At 51.3% G+C, this 14,935-nt stretch carries 17 protein-coding genes and 1 riboswitch; of the genes, 14 read left to right on the top strand and 3 right to left on the bottom strand.

Annotated elements, in window-relative coordinates; genetic code table 11:
* Positions 1 to 7 precede the first annotated feature (7 nt).
* The 10 genes from gspG to cysQ are packed head-to-tail and all read left to right on the top strand — an operon-like array spanning position 8 to position 6,888.
* Entirely contained in the window at positions 8 to 463 is a 456-nt protein-coding gene (gene gspG / locus BZG81_RS07045; RefSeq protein WP_033379158.1) for a type II secretion system major pseudopilin GspG, read from the top strand.
* A 1-nt stretch (position 464) separates the two neighbouring features.
* Positions 465 to 1,013: a type II secretion system minor pseudopilin GspH gene (gene gspH / locus BZG81_RS07040; protein ID WP_158011803.1), complete on the top strand. Its 549-nt coding sequence runs from the start codon at positions 465 to 467 to the stop codon at positions 1,011 to 1,013.
* Positions 1,013 to 1,390 (top strand): type II secretion system minor pseudopilin GspI, encoded by a 378-nt coding sequence (gene gspI / locus BZG81_RS07035; protein WP_077677051.1) that lies wholly within the window; start codon positions 1,013 to 1,015, stop codon positions 1,388 to 1,390. Before gspH ends, gspI begins: the two co-directional genes overlap by 1 nt.
* Positions 1,374 to 2,012 carry a type II secretion system minor pseudopilin GspJ gene (gene gspJ, locus BZG81_RS07030; protein WP_021022562.1) on the top strand — a complete coding sequence of 213 codons (639 nt, stop codon included), beginning with the start codon at positions 1,374 to 1,376 and terminating at the stop codon, positions 2,010 to 2,012. The genes gspI and gspJ overlap by 17 nt, the downstream gene beginning before the upstream one ends.
* A complete protein-coding gene (gene gspK, locus BZG81_RS07025) occupies positions 2,009 to 3,013 on the top strand; it encodes a type II secretion system minor pseudopilin GspK (RefSeq protein ID WP_021022561.1) in 1,005 nt (334 codons plus the stop codon). Before gspJ ends, gspK begins: the two co-directional genes overlap by 4 nt.
* Entirely contained in the window at positions 2,982 to 4,235 is a 1,254-nt protein-coding gene (gene gspL / locus BZG81_RS07020; RefSeq protein WP_158011831.1) for a type II secretion system protein GspL, read from the top strand. Before gspK ends, gspL begins: the two co-directional genes overlap by 32 nt.
* Entirely contained in the window at positions 4,232 to 4,726 is a 495-nt protein-coding gene (gene gspM, locus BZG81_RS07015; protein WP_077577218.1) for a type II secretion system protein GspM, read from the top strand. Before gspL ends, gspM begins: the two co-directional genes overlap by 4 nt.
* A gap of 4 nt (positions 4,727 to 4,730) precedes the next feature.
* Positions 4,731 to 5,477 (top strand): type II secretion system protein N, encoded by a 747-nt coding sequence (locus tag BZG81_RS07010; RefSeq protein ID WP_077577217.1) that lies wholly within the window; start codon positions 4,731 to 4,733, stop codon positions 5,475 to 5,477.
* A gap of 43 nt (positions 5,478 to 5,520) precedes the next feature.
* Positions 5,521 to 6,075, top strand: coding sequence for an ADP compounds hydrolase NudE (gene nudE / locus BZG81_RS07005; protein WP_021022557.1), 555 nt, complete (start codon positions 5,521 to 5,523; stop codon positions 6,073 to 6,075).
* A gap of 3 nt (positions 6,076 to 6,078) precedes the next feature.
* A complete protein-coding gene (gene cysQ / locus BZG81_RS07000) occupies positions 6,079 to 6,888 on the top strand; it encodes a 3'(2'),5'-bisphosphate nucleotidase CysQ (protein WP_021022556.1) in 810 nt (269 codons plus the stop codon).
* Between the two features lie 76 nt (positions 6,889 to 6,964).
* On the opposite strand, the gene sthA is transcribed toward cysQ, so the two are convergent.
* A complete protein-coding gene (sthA, locus tag BZG81_RS06995; protein ID WP_021022555.1) occupies positions 6,965 to 8,383 on the bottom strand; it encodes a Si-specific NAD(P)(+) transhydrogenase in 1,419 nt (472 codons plus the stop codon).
* Between the two features lie 185 nt (positions 8,384 to 8,568).
* Here sthA and fabR point away from each other — a divergent pair, with 185 nt between their 5' ends.
* Positions 8,569 to 9,204 carry an HTH-type transcriptional repressor FabR gene (fabR, locus tag BZG81_RS06990; protein WP_028569605.1) on the top strand — a complete coding sequence of 212 codons (636 nt, stop codon included), beginning with the start codon at positions 8,569 to 8,571 and terminating at the stop codon, positions 9,202 to 9,204.
* A gap of 12 nt (positions 9,205 to 9,216) precedes the next feature.
* Positions 9,217 to 9,600: a YijD family membrane protein gene (locus BZG81_RS06985; protein WP_077677049.1), complete on the top strand. Its 384-nt coding sequence runs from the start codon at positions 9,217 to 9,219 to the stop codon at positions 9,598 to 9,600.
* A gap of 68 nt (positions 9,601 to 9,668) precedes the next feature.
* Here BZG81_RS06985 and trmA read toward each other — a convergent pair whose 3' ends face one another.
* Positions 9,669 to 10,772 carry a tRNA (uridine(54)-C5)-methyltransferase TrmA gene (gene trmA, locus BZG81_RS06980; RefSeq protein ID WP_077461657.1) on the bottom strand — a complete coding sequence of 368 codons (1,104 nt, stop codon included), beginning with the start codon at positions 10,770 to 10,772 and terminating at the stop codon, positions 9,669 to 9,671.
* A gap of 176 nt (positions 10,773 to 10,948) precedes the next feature.
* Positions 10,949 to 11,100, top strand: a riboswitch (cobalamin riboswitch).
* Positions 11,101 to 11,153: 53 nt separating this feature from the next.
* On the opposite strand from trmA, the gene BZG81_RS06975 reads away from it, so the two are divergent.
* Positions 11,154 to 12,956 carry a TonB-dependent receptor domain-containing protein gene (locus BZG81_RS06975; protein WP_077677048.1) on the top strand — a complete coding sequence of 601 codons (1,803 nt, stop codon included), beginning with the start codon at positions 11,154 to 11,156 and terminating at the stop codon, positions 12,954 to 12,956.
* 80 nt (positions 12,957 to 13,036) lie between these two features.
* Complete coding sequence (gene murI, locus BZG81_RS06970; protein WP_077461655.1) at positions 13,037 to 13,858, top strand: glutamate racemase; 822 nt, start codon at positions 13,037 to 13,039, stop codon at positions 13,856 to 13,858.
* Here murI and BZG81_RS06965 read toward each other — a convergent pair.
* A complete protein-coding gene (locus BZG81_RS06965) occupies positions 13,812 to 14,294 on the bottom strand; it encodes an RNA recognition motif domain-containing protein (protein ID WP_077677047.1) in 483 nt (160 codons plus the stop codon). The genes murI and BZG81_RS06965 overlap by 47 nt on opposite strands.
* Positions 14,295 to 14,935: the final 641 nt, after the last annotated feature.

Here is a 14,935-nt window from a genome sequence, read left to right as displayed (position 1 = left end):
TTTTATAATGATAAATAAGGAGAACAAGATGCGTCGTCAACACGGTTTTACCCTGCTCGAAGTGATGGTCGTGGTGGTGATTATTGGCTTATTAGCAAGCTTTGTCGCCCCCAATTTGCTCGGTAATAAAGATAAAGCCGCGGTCAAAAAGGCGATTGCTGATGTCAGTGCGCTTGAAAATGCACTGGACATGTACAAACTGGATAACAACCAATATCCCACCACCGATCAAGGCTTAGACGCGTTAGTGAACAAACCGCAAAGTGAGCCGGTACCGCGCAGCTATCCGGATCAAGGCTACATTAAGCGCTTGCCACAGGACCCATGGAATAACGATTATCGCTATGTCAGCCCAGGTGAACATGGGGTGATTGATATTTTCTCGTTAGGCGCGGATGGCCAAGAAGGGGGCGACGGTGTCAACCAAGACATCGGCAACTGGAACCTTAACGAGCTGCAATAAGATGCGCCAAGCGGCAGGTTTTACCCTCCTTGAGATCTTACTGGTGGTGGTCATTATCGCTGTCAGTGCCTCTGGTGTGGTGATGGTGTGGCCAGAGCCTGCCGATACCCGCGCGCAAGAAGCGGGGCAAGCGTTACACCAGCGGATGAAGCTATGGGCCGAGCAAAGCTGGCTCGAGGGGCGAACGTATGGCGTGCGCATCAATGAGCATGATTATCAGCTGTTAACGTTGGGGGAAGACAAGTGGCGCCCCGTGCGCAGTGAACGCTGGGCAACCCAAGGGACCTTGCCAGCGCAAAGCCGGTTTTCTCTCACCATGGACGGCTTTGGTTGGCAGCAACAAGACCGCTTGTTCGAAGATAAGCCTCTGTTTGAGAACCTGTTTGATGACGAGGGTGAACAGCCCGTGGCCCCACCACAGATCTGGTTATTGCCCAATGGTGAACTCACCCCTTTTACCTTACGAATCGACGTAGATGGCCGGGCCGCTTGGCAGCTTAAAGCCAATGAGCTGGCACAGTTTACTTGGCAACGGGTGGAGGACCGCTGATGCATGGCAAGACGCCAAGCCCCCAAAAGGGCATGACTTTGCTTGAGGTATTGGTGGCGGTGGCCATTTTTGCTATTGCCGCGCTCAGTGTCATGAAGGCGACGGGCCAGCATACCCGTTCGCTAGGGCGTTTAGAGCAAAAAACCTTAGCGGCTATGGTGGCGGATAACCAACTTGCTGAAGTCGTGCTCAGGGCTGACGTGCCAGAAAAGGCGACGCAAGGGATCACTGAGATGGCCGGTCAGCAATGGCAATGGCAACTTACGCCGGTGGCGACCGAAACCGGCCAACTGCGAGCGGTGGATCTGTCGGTGTCGGCCGCTGAGCAGAGCGATAACCCATTGGTGACCGTGAGGACGTATGTCGAGACGCGCTGAAAAGGGATTTACGTTACTTGAAGTCTTGTTGGCGTTGGTGGTATTTGCCAGTATCAGCCTGACGGCTTATCAAGTGCTACAAACCGTACAACGCAGCAATGTGCAATCGCGTGAAGTCGGCGAAACCTTGCAGCGGTTGCAACGTGCGTTAGTGATCATGGACAGTGACTTTCGTCAAATGGCCGCGCGTCGTCAGCGTATCGACGGTCAAACACCGACCGAGCGACTGCTGATTGCCGGACGCGATGTTCTCCAAAGTGAACAAATGGGTATACGTTTTACGCGTACCGGTTGGATTAACCCGCAAGCGCGTTTTCCTCGCGGTGAAGTCGTCGCGGTTGGCTACCGACAACGGGACGGTCACTTAGAGCGCCTGCGTTGGCGCTATCCGGATCAGGCCGCAGGTGATGAGCCAGCGGTGGCGACCTTGCTCAGTGATATCAAAGCGCTCACGTTTCGATTTTACGTGGAAGGCAATTGGCAAGAAAGCTATAACACGGCCCATGCTTTGCCCAAAGCGGTGCAAGTACGCTTTACTCATCCGCGTTACGGGCGGTTAGTCCGGACGTATTTGCTGGCGGGGCAAACGTTACCCGCGCCGCTGCAGCGGGAGGCACAATGACCCGACAGCGAGGCGCGGCGCTTCTTATCGTGATGATGATCATGGCGCTGATGACAGCGATTGCTGGCAGCATGGCGTCACGATTGTTTACCAATTACCATCGGGCGGAAAACCAGCTCCATTTTCAGCAAGTGTACTGGTACAGCAACGCGGTGGAAGCCCTTGCCTCTGCGGTATTACGCGAAAGTTTATCGGACAGTGATACGGTGAATGTAAACCAGGACTGGGCCCAGTCTGCGCGGACATTTCCGCTTCAAGGTGGCAAAGTTAGTGGTTACTTACAAGATGCGCAAGCCTGCTTTAACTTAAATAGTTTGCAGTTGCGAGGCGCAGCGTTAGGCGGTGAGGTGCCGTATGAAGTGCGCGTACTGCGTGCTTTAATCGGTAGCCAGGTCGACGATAGTTATCAAGCCGATGTGATTGCGCAAGCGAGTCGCGATTATATTGATGAAAATAATCAGCTTGATCAATCGTTAGGCGCGGAAGATGCTCACTACGAGAGTGTCCGTCCCGCTTACGTGACGGCTGATGCCGTGATTGCCGATGTCAGTGAGTGGCGCGCTGTTCGTGGGGTCAACGCTGAGGTCTTTCGCCAGTTATCACCGCAGCTGTGTGCGATTCCCTCTGCGGAGCTGATGGTGAATGTGAACACGTTAACGGACAAACAGGCTGCATTGCTATCGGCGTTGTTTACCCCGGCCCTGTCAGTTGAACAGGCAGAACAGGTACTGACCGAGCGCCCTGAGTCGGGTTGGAAAAGTGTCGACGATTTTATCGCTACCCTGACGCTGACTGATTTTGATGAGGCGGCGCGCAAGCAAGTGATGTCGCATTTAAGCGTGACAAGCCATTACTTTTTATTACACGCCGATGTGCACGTGGCCTCAGCCCAACGTCACATCCAGGCATTATTGCACTATCAAGACGACGGCCAAGTATCGGTTTTACGCCGTCGGTTCGGAGGAATGCGTGAGCGAGCGACTGATAATCAGGATCAGTGATGCCAGCCAACCCATTTATTGGGCGCAGGTGCGTACCAGCGATAACCAAGTGATGACGACCGGCACCTGTCAGCAGTTGTCAGCATTAACAGAACAAGCACAGACAAGACGTGTGGTCGTGCTGGTGGACAGTACCTGGCTGACGCTCACTTCGGTGACGTTACCACCTGGCTCGCGCCGGCAACGAGACAAAGTCGTGCCCTATTTACTGGAAGAAGCATTAGCCGATGAGGTTGAGGCGGTGCATGTCACCCTGCTAGACACCCAAGAAAACACCGCTCAGGTCGCGGTGGTAGCTCATCGGCAGATGCAAGCTTGGCAGCAGGCCCTTGATGCGGCCAATATCCATGCTCGCCAGTGGATCCCGGATGTGTTGTGTTTACCTTGGCAGCCTCAAACGTTGACGCTAGCGCCACTGGCCGATCAGTGGTTGTGCCGCTATCAACCCCATCAAGGTGTGGTTGGGCAGCGCGCATGGCTTGCCTTCTGGGCGCAAGCTTGGTGGCAACAGCCGGGCAATCAAACCGAGGGAGAGCGCGCGGCAGGCACCGAGTCATCGACACTCAGCCTGCAGGTGTATGGCGCGCAAGACGCACACACCGAGTCGCCTTTGCCCATCGATGGCTTCCCGGTGCAGTGGCAGCAAAGTGAACCAACTATCAGTATGTTGGCCGCACAGAGTACCTCGGTGTCTGCCAATTTATTATCCGGCCCTTATCGGCCGCAAAGCCAGATGAAACAGCGATTCAAGCCGCTGATCCCCACCGCCGCGCTATTGGTGATGGTGATGGCGTTGTTGGGCGGCGAGCAATGGCTGGCACTTCGTGACACTCAGCAACAGGTGCAAGTGTTACGCTCGCAAAGCGAAGCCTTGTTTCGTGAGACGTTACCACAATACCAACGCATTCCAACCCGCTCGTATATGGTGCGGCAAATGGACGCTGAAATTGCCCGCCTAGCCGGGCAGCAACAGGATTCCGCGCTACTGCCTTGGTTGGCACAATTAGCGCCAATGCTGGATGATGTGCCTGGCCTGGAGCTCCAGGCGCTGCGTTATCAGGGTAATCGAGACGCGTTGATTTTACGCGCCAAAGGTCGAGACTTTGCGCAATTTGAGCGTTTGCGAGGAATATTGAGCGAGCATTATGCGACTGAGCTCGGCCAGCTGAACCGTAGTGGCGACGCAGTCAGTGGCGAGTTTACGTTAAGGAGCCCATCATGATGGCACGCATTCAAGCCCAGTGGCAGGCGATCAGTGTGCGCGAGCAGCGATTATTACTGATCGCAGGTGGCGTGCTGGTCGTTAGTCTTTTGTACTGGGGAGTTATCGTTCCGCTTCAAACTCAGGCCGAAAAGGCCAATACCGCGCTAGCCAGCGAGCAGCACCTGTTGCGAGACGTTCAACAAAAGCGCACCCAAATCATGCAGCTGCGGGCGCAGTCAGGAAGCGGTCATCAAGCCTCTGCAAGCCGTACACAGCCATTAAACCAAGTCATCGCGGCCAGTGCTGGGGAATTTAACCTCACGATTACGCGCTTACAACCGGGTGAAGATAGCGTGCAGCTTGGGATTGAACCGCTGCCGTTTAACCAACTCCTCCGCTGGTTAGATCAACTGGCGAGTGTACATGGTATTCGCGTGGTGCGTTTAAGCACGGAAGCCACAGAGACGGCCGGCAAAGTTAAGGTGAATCGACTGCAGTTGGAGCGATAAAACAATGTGGAAAAAAGGCTTATTCGGCATAGGGTGTGTGCTTGTCTTTGTGGTCAGTGTTGTGGTGCACGCGCCTGCGTCTTTATTACGCCTAGCGCCTTTGCCCGATGCGATACAAATCGGTGAAATCGACGGCACGGTTTGGCACGGGCAAGTCGAACAAATACGGTGGCAAAATTATACCCTAGGGCCGGTGCAATGGGATGTGCAGTGGCATCGTTTAGTCACCGGCGCGACGTTTGAAGCGGCCATTCAGGTACGTAGCCCTGACGGGTTGCGAGGAAAAGGGAACCTTGGTTTTAACGGCTCGACACTGACGGTGTCACAAACGTTGGTGTCTGCGCCCGCGCAGCTATTAACAGGCGCTATCGCACTGCCCCCGGGCGTTGCGATTGATGGCACACTCGATCTGGTGCTGCGCGATGCCATCTTGGCTGAATCAGGGTGTCAGCAATTGCAAGGGCAAATCCAATGGCAGCATGCAGCATTGCAACTGCCGATGGGGCAGCTAGAAAATATTCCTGCGCAAGCCGCTTTATCCTGCGAAAATCAAGGTATTGCCGCGCACGGTGAGGGGCAATCGGCGTCTTTAAGCAATAAGTTTTCATTGTCAATTACGCCGTCTGGGCGATACTCTGTATCGGGATGGCTAAAGCCGGGGCCTGACTATCCCGAGCCGATGAAGGCGCCATTATCTTGGTTAGGCGCGCCAGATCAACAAGGCCGCTATCGCTTTTCTTTTCGCGGCTAACAAGGCCTGATTGGCATATCAGCAAAGGGTGGCAAATCACACTATGACGCAGCGTAAACTTCCTCAAATCCTGTCGAAACAGGTCGTCGCCGCTTCTCGTTTGTTTAAGGTGGAGTCGTTAGATCTCACGTTTAGCAATGGCGTTGAACGTACCTATGAGCGGATGAAACCCTCAGGCCGTAATGCGGTAATGATGGTGCCGGTTACCGAGTCAGGCGATCTCTTATTAGTCCGAGAATATGCTGCTGGGACAGAGCGCTATGAATTGGGATTCCCGAAAGGCTTAATTGACCCGGGTGAAGAGGCCGCGCAAGCGGCGGTGCGTGAGCTGAAAGAAGAAATTGGCCAGGGCGCGCGCGAATTGATCCCGTTGAAAGAGGTGGTCCTCGCGCCTTCGTACTTTTCCAGCCGTATGACCTTGATGTTGGCACGTGATTTGTATCCAGAAAGCTTGGAAGGTGATGAACCCGAACCGCTTGAGATCATTCGCTGGCCGTTAGCCCAAGCGGAAGAGTTACTGACCCATGGTGATTTCTGTGAAGCGCGCAGTATTACCGCACTGATGATGGCGCTGAAGTACTTACAAGCGGAGAGGTGAGGCATGGCATTGCCTGAGTTGTTGCCTGATGTGATTGAAATAACCCGCTCAGCGGGCCAGGTTATTCTCGATATTTATCAAGACGGTGATTTTGAAGAGATCACCAAAAGTGATCAAACGCCGGTGACCAGCGCCGATTTAGCTGCCCACAAGCTGATTACGGAAAAACTCACTGCGTTGACGCCGGATATTCCGGTATTGTCGGAAGAAGATTGCGGTGTGCCCTTCAGTGATCGCCAACAATGGCAGCGCTATTGGCTGATTGATCCACTGGATGGTACCCAAGAATTTATCGCTGGCAGTGGCGATTTTGCCACTATTATTGCGCTGGTGGAAAACAACCATCCGGTGATGGGCGTGGTCTATGCGCCTGTATCGGGTGTGACCTATTATGCGTGCCAAGATAAAGGGGCGTGGAAAATCACCCCTGATGGCGATATGCATCGCATCTCGACCATGAAGCGCGACGAAGCGATTACCTCGTTATCCATTGCGATCAGTCGTCGACAAGATATTCATGCGGTGACGGAAAAACTAGCGCCTGAAATTAATTACGATTTGATCCCTTTGGGCTCAGCCGCACTGAAAGCCTGTTTAGTGGCGGAAGGGGCGGTAGATTGTTATCTGCGTTTAGGACCGACCGGTGAGTGGGACACCGCCGCGACGCAATGCATCGTCGAGCAAGCAGGTGGACGGATCCTCAGCACAGAGCTTGACCCTTTGTCGTATAACGAGCGGGATTCACTGCAAAATCCAAACTTTATTGTTCTTGGCGATGAGTCGCTAGCGTGGTCATCTATTTTACGTCGCTAGAGACACCGCAGGTGTTTGATAATACAGTCAACGGCACCGCTCTCGGTGCCGTTTTGCATGGATAAGAACAAAGCCGCTAGAACAAGCGATTGAGCCCATTAAGCGCCGCCACCCGATAGGCTTCTGCCATGGTGGGATAATTGAAGGTGGTGTTGACAAAATAATCGATGGTATTTGCCTCACCTTTTTGCTCGAAAATCGCTTGGCCAATGTGAATGATTTCCGAGGCACGTTCACCAAAGCAATGGATGCCAAGGATCTCGCGTGTTTCACGGTGAAACAGTATCTTTAAGCTACCGACATCCATCCCTGCAATTTGTGCTCGTGCTAGGTGTTTAAAAAGCGATCGGCCTACTTCGTAAGGGACTTTCTCTGCAGTGAGCTCCTGCTCGGTTTTCCCCACTGAACTGATCTCCGGAATGGTATAGATCCCAGTTGGAATATGTTCAATCAGGCGCACATTGGCATTGCCTTGGCAGATGGCTTCAGCCACCACACGGCCTTGGTCGTAGGCAGCACTCGCTAAACTTGGATAACCAATGACATCACCGACCGCGTAGATGTGACCGACCTCAGTGGCATAGCTTTCGCTATCGACATCAAGTTGACCGCGAGAATTCGGTGTCAGCCCGACGGATTGAAGATTAAGTTTGTCGGTATTGCCCGCGCGTCCATTGGCATAGAGCAAACAATCGGCTTTCATTTTTTTGCCTGACTCAAGATGGACGACCACCCCATCTTCCGTGCCTTCAATGTTTGCATAGGTCTCATCGTTACGGATCATGACGCCGCTACTGCCAAAGTGATAGGACAAGGCATCAGAGATTTCGTTATCCAAAAAGGAGAGCAAGCGGTCTCGTGTATTGATTAAATCGACCTTCACCCCTAACCCGCGAAAAATCGAGGCATATTCACTGCCAATGACCCCCGCACCATAAATGATGACATGACGAGGGTCGTGCTCAAGCGACAAAATTGAATCACTGTCGTAAATACGAGGGTGAGCAAAATCAACATCTGCCGGTTGATAAGGGCGAGAGCCGGTGGCTATCACAAAGTGATCAGCCGTGTAGGTATCAGCGCTGCCATCACTATGATGAACCGCTAATGTGTGTGCATCAATAAATGTGGCACTCCCATGTAACAAGGTACATTGGTTGCGGTCGTAAAAGCCTTGGCGCATGCGCGTTTGTTTGCCAATCACTGAATCGGCATGACTTAGAATTTGTGCAAACGTACTGTGTAGGCTCTTGGTGTTTTGGGTATAAATCGGACTTTGATTAAATTCGATGATCCGGCTAACCGTGTGGCGCAGCGCTTTGGAGGGAATCGTGCCCCAATGGGTACATCCGCCGCCAACCGTGTTTTCGCGCTCAATTACCGCGACGCGTTTGCCTGCTTTTGACAAACCCATCGCGGCCCCTTCACCGCCAGGGCCGCTACCAATAACGATCGCGTCAAAGTGATCTTTTGGGTGGGGACTCGACTTACTCATAGGGCTCAGACCTTATTTTCATTATTGCAACATCCATTTATGACTAGTTTAACGCTTATTATCCGTAAGGTTAACTTTCGGTGCCCAATCTCTGGTGAAATTGGCGTTCGCGCGTGATGTAGGCTGGCTGATTTGCCGATAAAAATTGCGTATAGTGACACCATGGTGACCATGAGTTGGATATGATGGGGATTCGAGCAGAACAAAAAGAAAAAACGCGTCGATCTGTCATTGATGCGGCGTTTAGCCAACTCAGTGCTGAGCGCAGTTTCTCAGGCTTAAGTTTGCGCGAAGTGGCCCGTGAGGCAGGTATAGCACCGACTTCGTTTTATCGTCACTTCAAAGACATGGATGAGCTCGGTTTAACCATGGTCGATGAAGGGGGCTTGTTATTGCGCCAACTGATGCGCCAAGCGCGTCAACGTATCGCTGCGGAAGGCAGTGTGGTACGTACTTCCGTCGAAACCTTTATGGAATTTATTGAAAGTAGTCCGAATGTGTTTCGATTGTTGCTCCGTGAACGGTCAGGTACATCCGCTGCGTTTCGTGCTGCGGTCGCGCGAGAAATTCAACATTTTGTTGCGGAGTTAACCGAGTATTTACAATCGCGCACACAGCTCACGTATGAAGAAGCGTACAATCAATCTGAGGCGTGTGTGATTTTAGTCTTCAATATGGGGGCTGAGGCCCTTGATCTCGACCCGCACGCACGCGCAGAATTGGCGGAGCGAATGGTGTTACAATTGCGCATGATAGCCAAGGGAGCTTACTGGTACCGTAAAGACCGTGAGCGGCGAGCCTTACAGGAAAAACTGTCATAAACAGGTGAAAACATGGAACACGAGCAAGTCAAATCAGAACGTAAATTCTTATTGCTGGCGCTAGTCACTGGCATTTGTGGAAGTGCAACGCTAGCCACCGTCTTTTTCAGTGGCGTGGCGTTTTCGATCTTCCCCATTCTCGCATTTGTACTGGCCATACATGCTTGTTATCAATTGCATGAACGACAGCCACTGACAGAAGGCACACCGCTGATTGCCTTTGCGTGTTTCCTGGTGGGGGCATTTGGCTATTCCGCCTTTATTCGCATGCAAATACCAGAGCTGGGCGGTAACTTCTTCTCGATCTTGGTCTCAATGGCGTTAGCCTTCTGGATTGGGCATAAGTTGGGCTTTTTCAGTCGCAAACAGACTGCAGAGACGGCCTCTGATTCCTAATCACCAGGGCTAAAAAAAAGGCGTCCCTTTCGCGAGCGACGCCTTTTTTGTTTCTGGCTTTAGCGGTTTTATAGGCGCTCTAACCACACACCCGCTTCGGTATGGTGAGTGAACGGGAATTGATCGAACAGGGCACAACGACTAATCCGGTGGGTTTGGCCTAAGCGTTGTAAATTCTCGACCAAGGTTTCCGGATTGCATGAAATATACAAAATACGATCGTAGCCTTGCACCATTTTGCAGGTTTCATCATCCATGCCCGCGCGAGGTGGATCGACAAAAATGGTGTTGCACTGATAATCACTCAGCGTCACGCCTTGGTCTTGTAAGCGACGGAACTCACGCTCACCATTAATCGCTTGGGTAAACTCTTCGGCTGACATACGAACGATTTGCACGTTATCGATATGATTGGCGGCAATATTGTATTGCGCCGATTGTACCGAGGGCTTGGCAAGCTCGGTGGCTAAGACTCGACGGAAGTTTTTTGCCAGCGCCAGTGAGAAGTTGCCGTTACCGCAATACAGTTCCAGCAAATCGCCCTCGCTATCTCGGGTACAATCAATCGCCCAATCCAGCATTTTTTGCGCCACTGGGCCATTGGGCTGGGTAAAACTGTTTTCAATTTGCTGGTACACCAAGGTTTGGCCGTCAGCCTGTACCTTTTCTAGTACGTAATCGCGGTCTAGTACCTTTTTTTGCTTACGCGCACGGCCAATCAAGTTGAGGTTAAAGCCTTCATCATTGAGGCGTTGCTTCAGTGCTTGGGCGGCCTGCTCCCACGCTTCATCTAGTTGGCGGTGGTACAGTAACGACACCAAGATCTCGCCACTTTGGGTTGACAAAAAGTCCACTTGGAACAGTTTGCGGCGCAAGGTCTCGTTGGGTTTAATTGCTTCGAGTAAGAGCGGCATCAAGTCGTTGATTAAGCGGCTCGCCACGGGAAAGGTATCAACGCGATATTTTTGTTTAGTCGCCGGGTCAAACATGATGTAGTAAAGATCATCCCCCTCATGCCATACCCGAAATTCCGCGCGCATCCGATAATGCGTCTCTGGCGAATGAAACACTTCGAGCTCAGGCGCGTGAAACGGTGCGAGTTGTTCCGTGAGTCGTTGGACTTTCTCAGCAAGCTGTGTGTCGTAGTCAACGGTTGATTGGGCCTTGGTCATGATGGCTGCCTCAGCGATTGGAAAATGAGCGCAGATTTTAGACAAATCCCCAGCTATGTCCAGCCTTGCTCACGATTCTCCGTTATTCTATAAGGTTATCAATGGACAATATCCATCTAGATGGCTACTATCCTTGGGCGGGCAAGCGATTAGCGAGCAAACAGGCCGTAATCGCAGGAATGCGGTGAGAATCCGCAACTGACGCGCAGCGGTATCAGAGAACGACCCTAACTCGGCCCCTGGCCAGACACTGTCGCCAATTCTTTGGATAGGTGATGGGAAGTCGTTAGCAGTAGGCGGCGAAAGCCATGCTCTTAAGTCCGAATACAGTCCGCCCCGCAGCATTGTGCTGCATATTCTCGCGATAGGAAGGAATAACCCATGAACAAACCAATTGTGGCGAGCCTGGTGGCGGCGTCATTACTCCCCGCGAGCGCGTGGGCCGAGCAAAATACCGAAACGGTGGTGGTGACCGCCAGTCGGTTTGAGCAGTCCGATGCTTCAGTGTTGCAATCGGCAACTATCTTAACGCGTCAAGACATTGCGCGCTTGCAGGCGCGAAGCCTTGTTGATGTATTGCGCACGGTGCCGAGCATCGAGATTGCTCAAAGCGGTGGTCGTGGCCAACTTGCCTCTATTTTTATGCGCGGCACGGAATCAGACCACTCTTTGGTCCTAATTGATGGGGTGCGTATGGCCTCGTCCATCACTGGGTCGGTGGATTTTAATCAGATCCCGGTGAACAGTATCGAGCGTATTGAGGTTATTCGCGGCGCACGCGCCACACTCTATGGGTCGAGCGCGATCGGCGGTGTGATCAATATCATTACTAAAACCGATAAAGAGCGAGCCAATGTTTCCGTAACCATGGGCAGTTTGGATCATCATGCGATTAACGGCGCTTGGGCAACAAAGTTAGGCGATAAGGGTCACTTCTCAGGCATTGCTGGGTATGAGTCCAATGATGGATACAATGTTCACCCAACGGCGAGTAACCGTGGCGATCAGCATGGCTTTACTGGCCGCAATGCCCAACTTGGCTACAGTCATCACTGGAATACATCTTGGTCGGCTGATATCACCGGACGCTGGTATCAGAATGAATACGATTACAACGAATCCAACCAAATAAAGCACAGTTGGTTGGAAAGCCAAGCACTGTCTGGCAATCTGAATTATCGCTCAGGTGCCTTAAGTGCAACGCTGAGCGGGGAGTTTTCTCAGCGAGATAAGTATGACTACTTTCCTGGCAGTGCGCGTAAGGAGAATAAAAATTCTGATGTGGAGCAAGTCACTACCTCGTTGGGACTCCAGTATCAAGCCAAGAATGATTGGCTGCTTGGCGGTGGTGTGGATTATCGACAAGATACCTACAATAAAAGACGGGTAGATATTGATGAAATTGCTATTAACCCACGCGATAACCTGGGCAGTTACTTTTTAACGCAATTTAGTCCAGTAGAGGCACTATCTATTGAAGCAAGCGTGCGCTTGGATGATAACGAACAATACGGGCAGCATACGACTTGGCAGACAAGCGCGGGTTTTGCGATAGCGGAAGGGTATCAATTGATCGCTGGTTATAGCACCGCCTTCAAAGCACCGCTTTTTACTGAGCTTTATGGTCAGTATGGAGATGAAAATTTAAATCCAGATGAATCTGCAAATACCGAGCTTGCTCTGCATGGCTTAACCGCAGACATTGATTGGTCGCTTACCGGCTATATTAATCATATCGATAACATGATTGATTACGATATGACGACGAGTAAATATCGCAATGTCGAAGAGGTGACGATTAAGGGGATTGAACTCATCGCCAACTTTGATGTGGCATCACTCCATAACCAGCTCTCATTGGAGTATAAAGATCCCAAAAAAGATAAAACCGGTGAGCAGCTCGCACGTCGTGCTAAACGGGTGGCGAAATGGCAGGCATCGCACCAATGGGAGCGACTGCAGCTCGGTACTCAGTGGCAGTATCAAAGTGAACGTCTGGATTATTCCGGTGGAGAGATGCTGGGAAGCTATAGTCTGTGGACGGTCACTGCATCCTATCAGGCGACCGATAACCTGACCGTGAAAGGCAAAGTCGATAATGTGTTCGATAAAGAGTACGAGACTGCGGGTGGTTATCCTGCGGCCGAACGCGGCTACTTTATGACGCTGGACTATCAGTACTAGCGTTTGCTTTTATGGTGAAACTAGCTTTAATCACGCCTTTATCGTTATGATAAGGGCGTTTTTTATTGAATGGGTGTCCCATGGCGCAGCCCAATATATTGATCTTCGACTCCGGTGTGGGGGGCCTATCGATTTATCAGTCGGTGCGAGAGCTGCTTCCTGATGCTAACTACACCTATTTGTTCGATAACGCAGCTTTCCCATACGGTGAGTTGGACGATACCCAACTCATCACTCGTGTGACTGCTTTGGTGAGTGCGGTATGTATGCAGCATGATATTGATATCGTCGTCATCGCATGTAATACCGCCTCGACGCTGGTACTGCCGCAGTTACGTGAACAGTTAGCGATTCCGGTTGTCGGCGTGGTGCCGGCGATCAAACCGGCAGCGGCGCAAAGTCAGCATAAAACGATAGGTTTGCTGGCCACACCTGCCACCGTTGCTCGTCCTTATACGAAGCAGTTGATTGCCGATTACGCCAAAGGCTGTCATATGGTGTCGGTAGGTACTACAGCTTTGGTGCATATGGCAGAGCGAAAGTTACGAGGCGAGGCCGTTAATCAAGAGGACTTAACGGCAATCTTAGCGCCGTTTACAGCCACCATCGATACGTTGGTGCTGGGATGTACGCATTTCCCCTTATTGCGAGATGAAATCCAACAAGTATTGGGTGAGTCAGTGTGTTTGATTGATTCAGGCACTGCAATCGCGCGCCGCATCGTCTCACTGACGGCGACACTGAACTTATCCAGTGTTACCGCGACAACATCAGACAATCACGCTTACGCAACGGCAACACCGATTAAGGCTGACGCGCTATCCGACTATATACAATCGATAGGATTGACGCGCGTTAGCTATTCGCCTGCTTTTTTGGTTCGTTCGCTTCACGGACTTTAAGTGTCCGCTCGCCATATACATTGTTATTCAGGGCGTTGATGGCATCCTCGGCATGCGCAGCGGCCATCACCACGAAACCAAAGCCTCGACGTTTGCCGGTGCGTTTATCCTTCATCAGCCGAACGGCAAAAACCTCGCCATGTTCGCTAAACAGTGTACGGACATCATTTTCATTGGCGCGATAAGGTAGGTTACCCACATACAAGGTTTTACTCTGAGGTGATTCTTCCTCGTCGTTGTTCGCGCTATGTGGTGCAGGGGCATCCTGTGTCGCTGGTTTAAAATCGGGGAGAGGAAGGTAGAGGCAAGCCAGTCCGCTGACGATTGCGCCTGCAGCGAATGTAATGGCAGGTGAACTGACCCCCATCAGGTTGACGATAATGGCGCCGAGTACGGCGATACAGATAATTAGTGCAAAATTGACTGGTGATTTCATAAGCATTATTAAAAATAGAGCGATTAAAAGTGATGACATGAACAACAAATAGGCAATGCATGTCATGAAAAGGACCAAGAAAACAGGCCAGCGTTGTCTCTCAGTAAATACCACGTATCAAGAATGTTTCAAAACGCTGGTTATTCATCATTTTAGGTGGATTATTGCCCAGTCGAAATAAAAAACGTAAAAAACCCTTGTCAGTGTGATCTGTGTCGCTATACTACGCCCCACATCGACACGGCACACAGCGCAAGCGCTTAGCGCCATGTTGAAGTAAAAAATCAAATAAAAATAAACGCTTGACGTGAGTTTTTAAAAGATTAAGATAGCCGTCCACTTGACGCCAAGCGTTAGGGGAGTCAAAAAGAGGTTTTGTTTCCAGCCTGAGGGTTGAAAATAAAAGATAAAATTTCTTCTTGACTTTAACGGTAAGGCGAGTAAGATACGCAACCCTGACCAAGCGAAGCGCAGCTTCGCACAGTCAACGCTCTTTAACAATTTGACCTATGCAATCTGTGTGGGCACTCGTTGAGAATAGACAAAAAGATTTATTCGATGAACTGAGTGACCAATACCCAATTCATGTTGGTACAGCCTTGAGCTGTTTTGATTTCACTTTTTTAAAAGTGGATGCCAAC

It is taken from the genome of Salinivibrio sp. MA607 (genome assembly GCF_001996245.1).
In the GTDB taxonomy this organism is placed as follows: domain Bacteria; phylum Pseudomonadota; class Gammaproteobacteria; order Enterobacterales; family Vibrionaceae; genus Salinivibrio; species Salinivibrio costicola.
The sequence above is the reverse complement of the archived record's forward strand: the minus strand, read 5'-3'. Positions and strand labels throughout refer to the sequence as shown.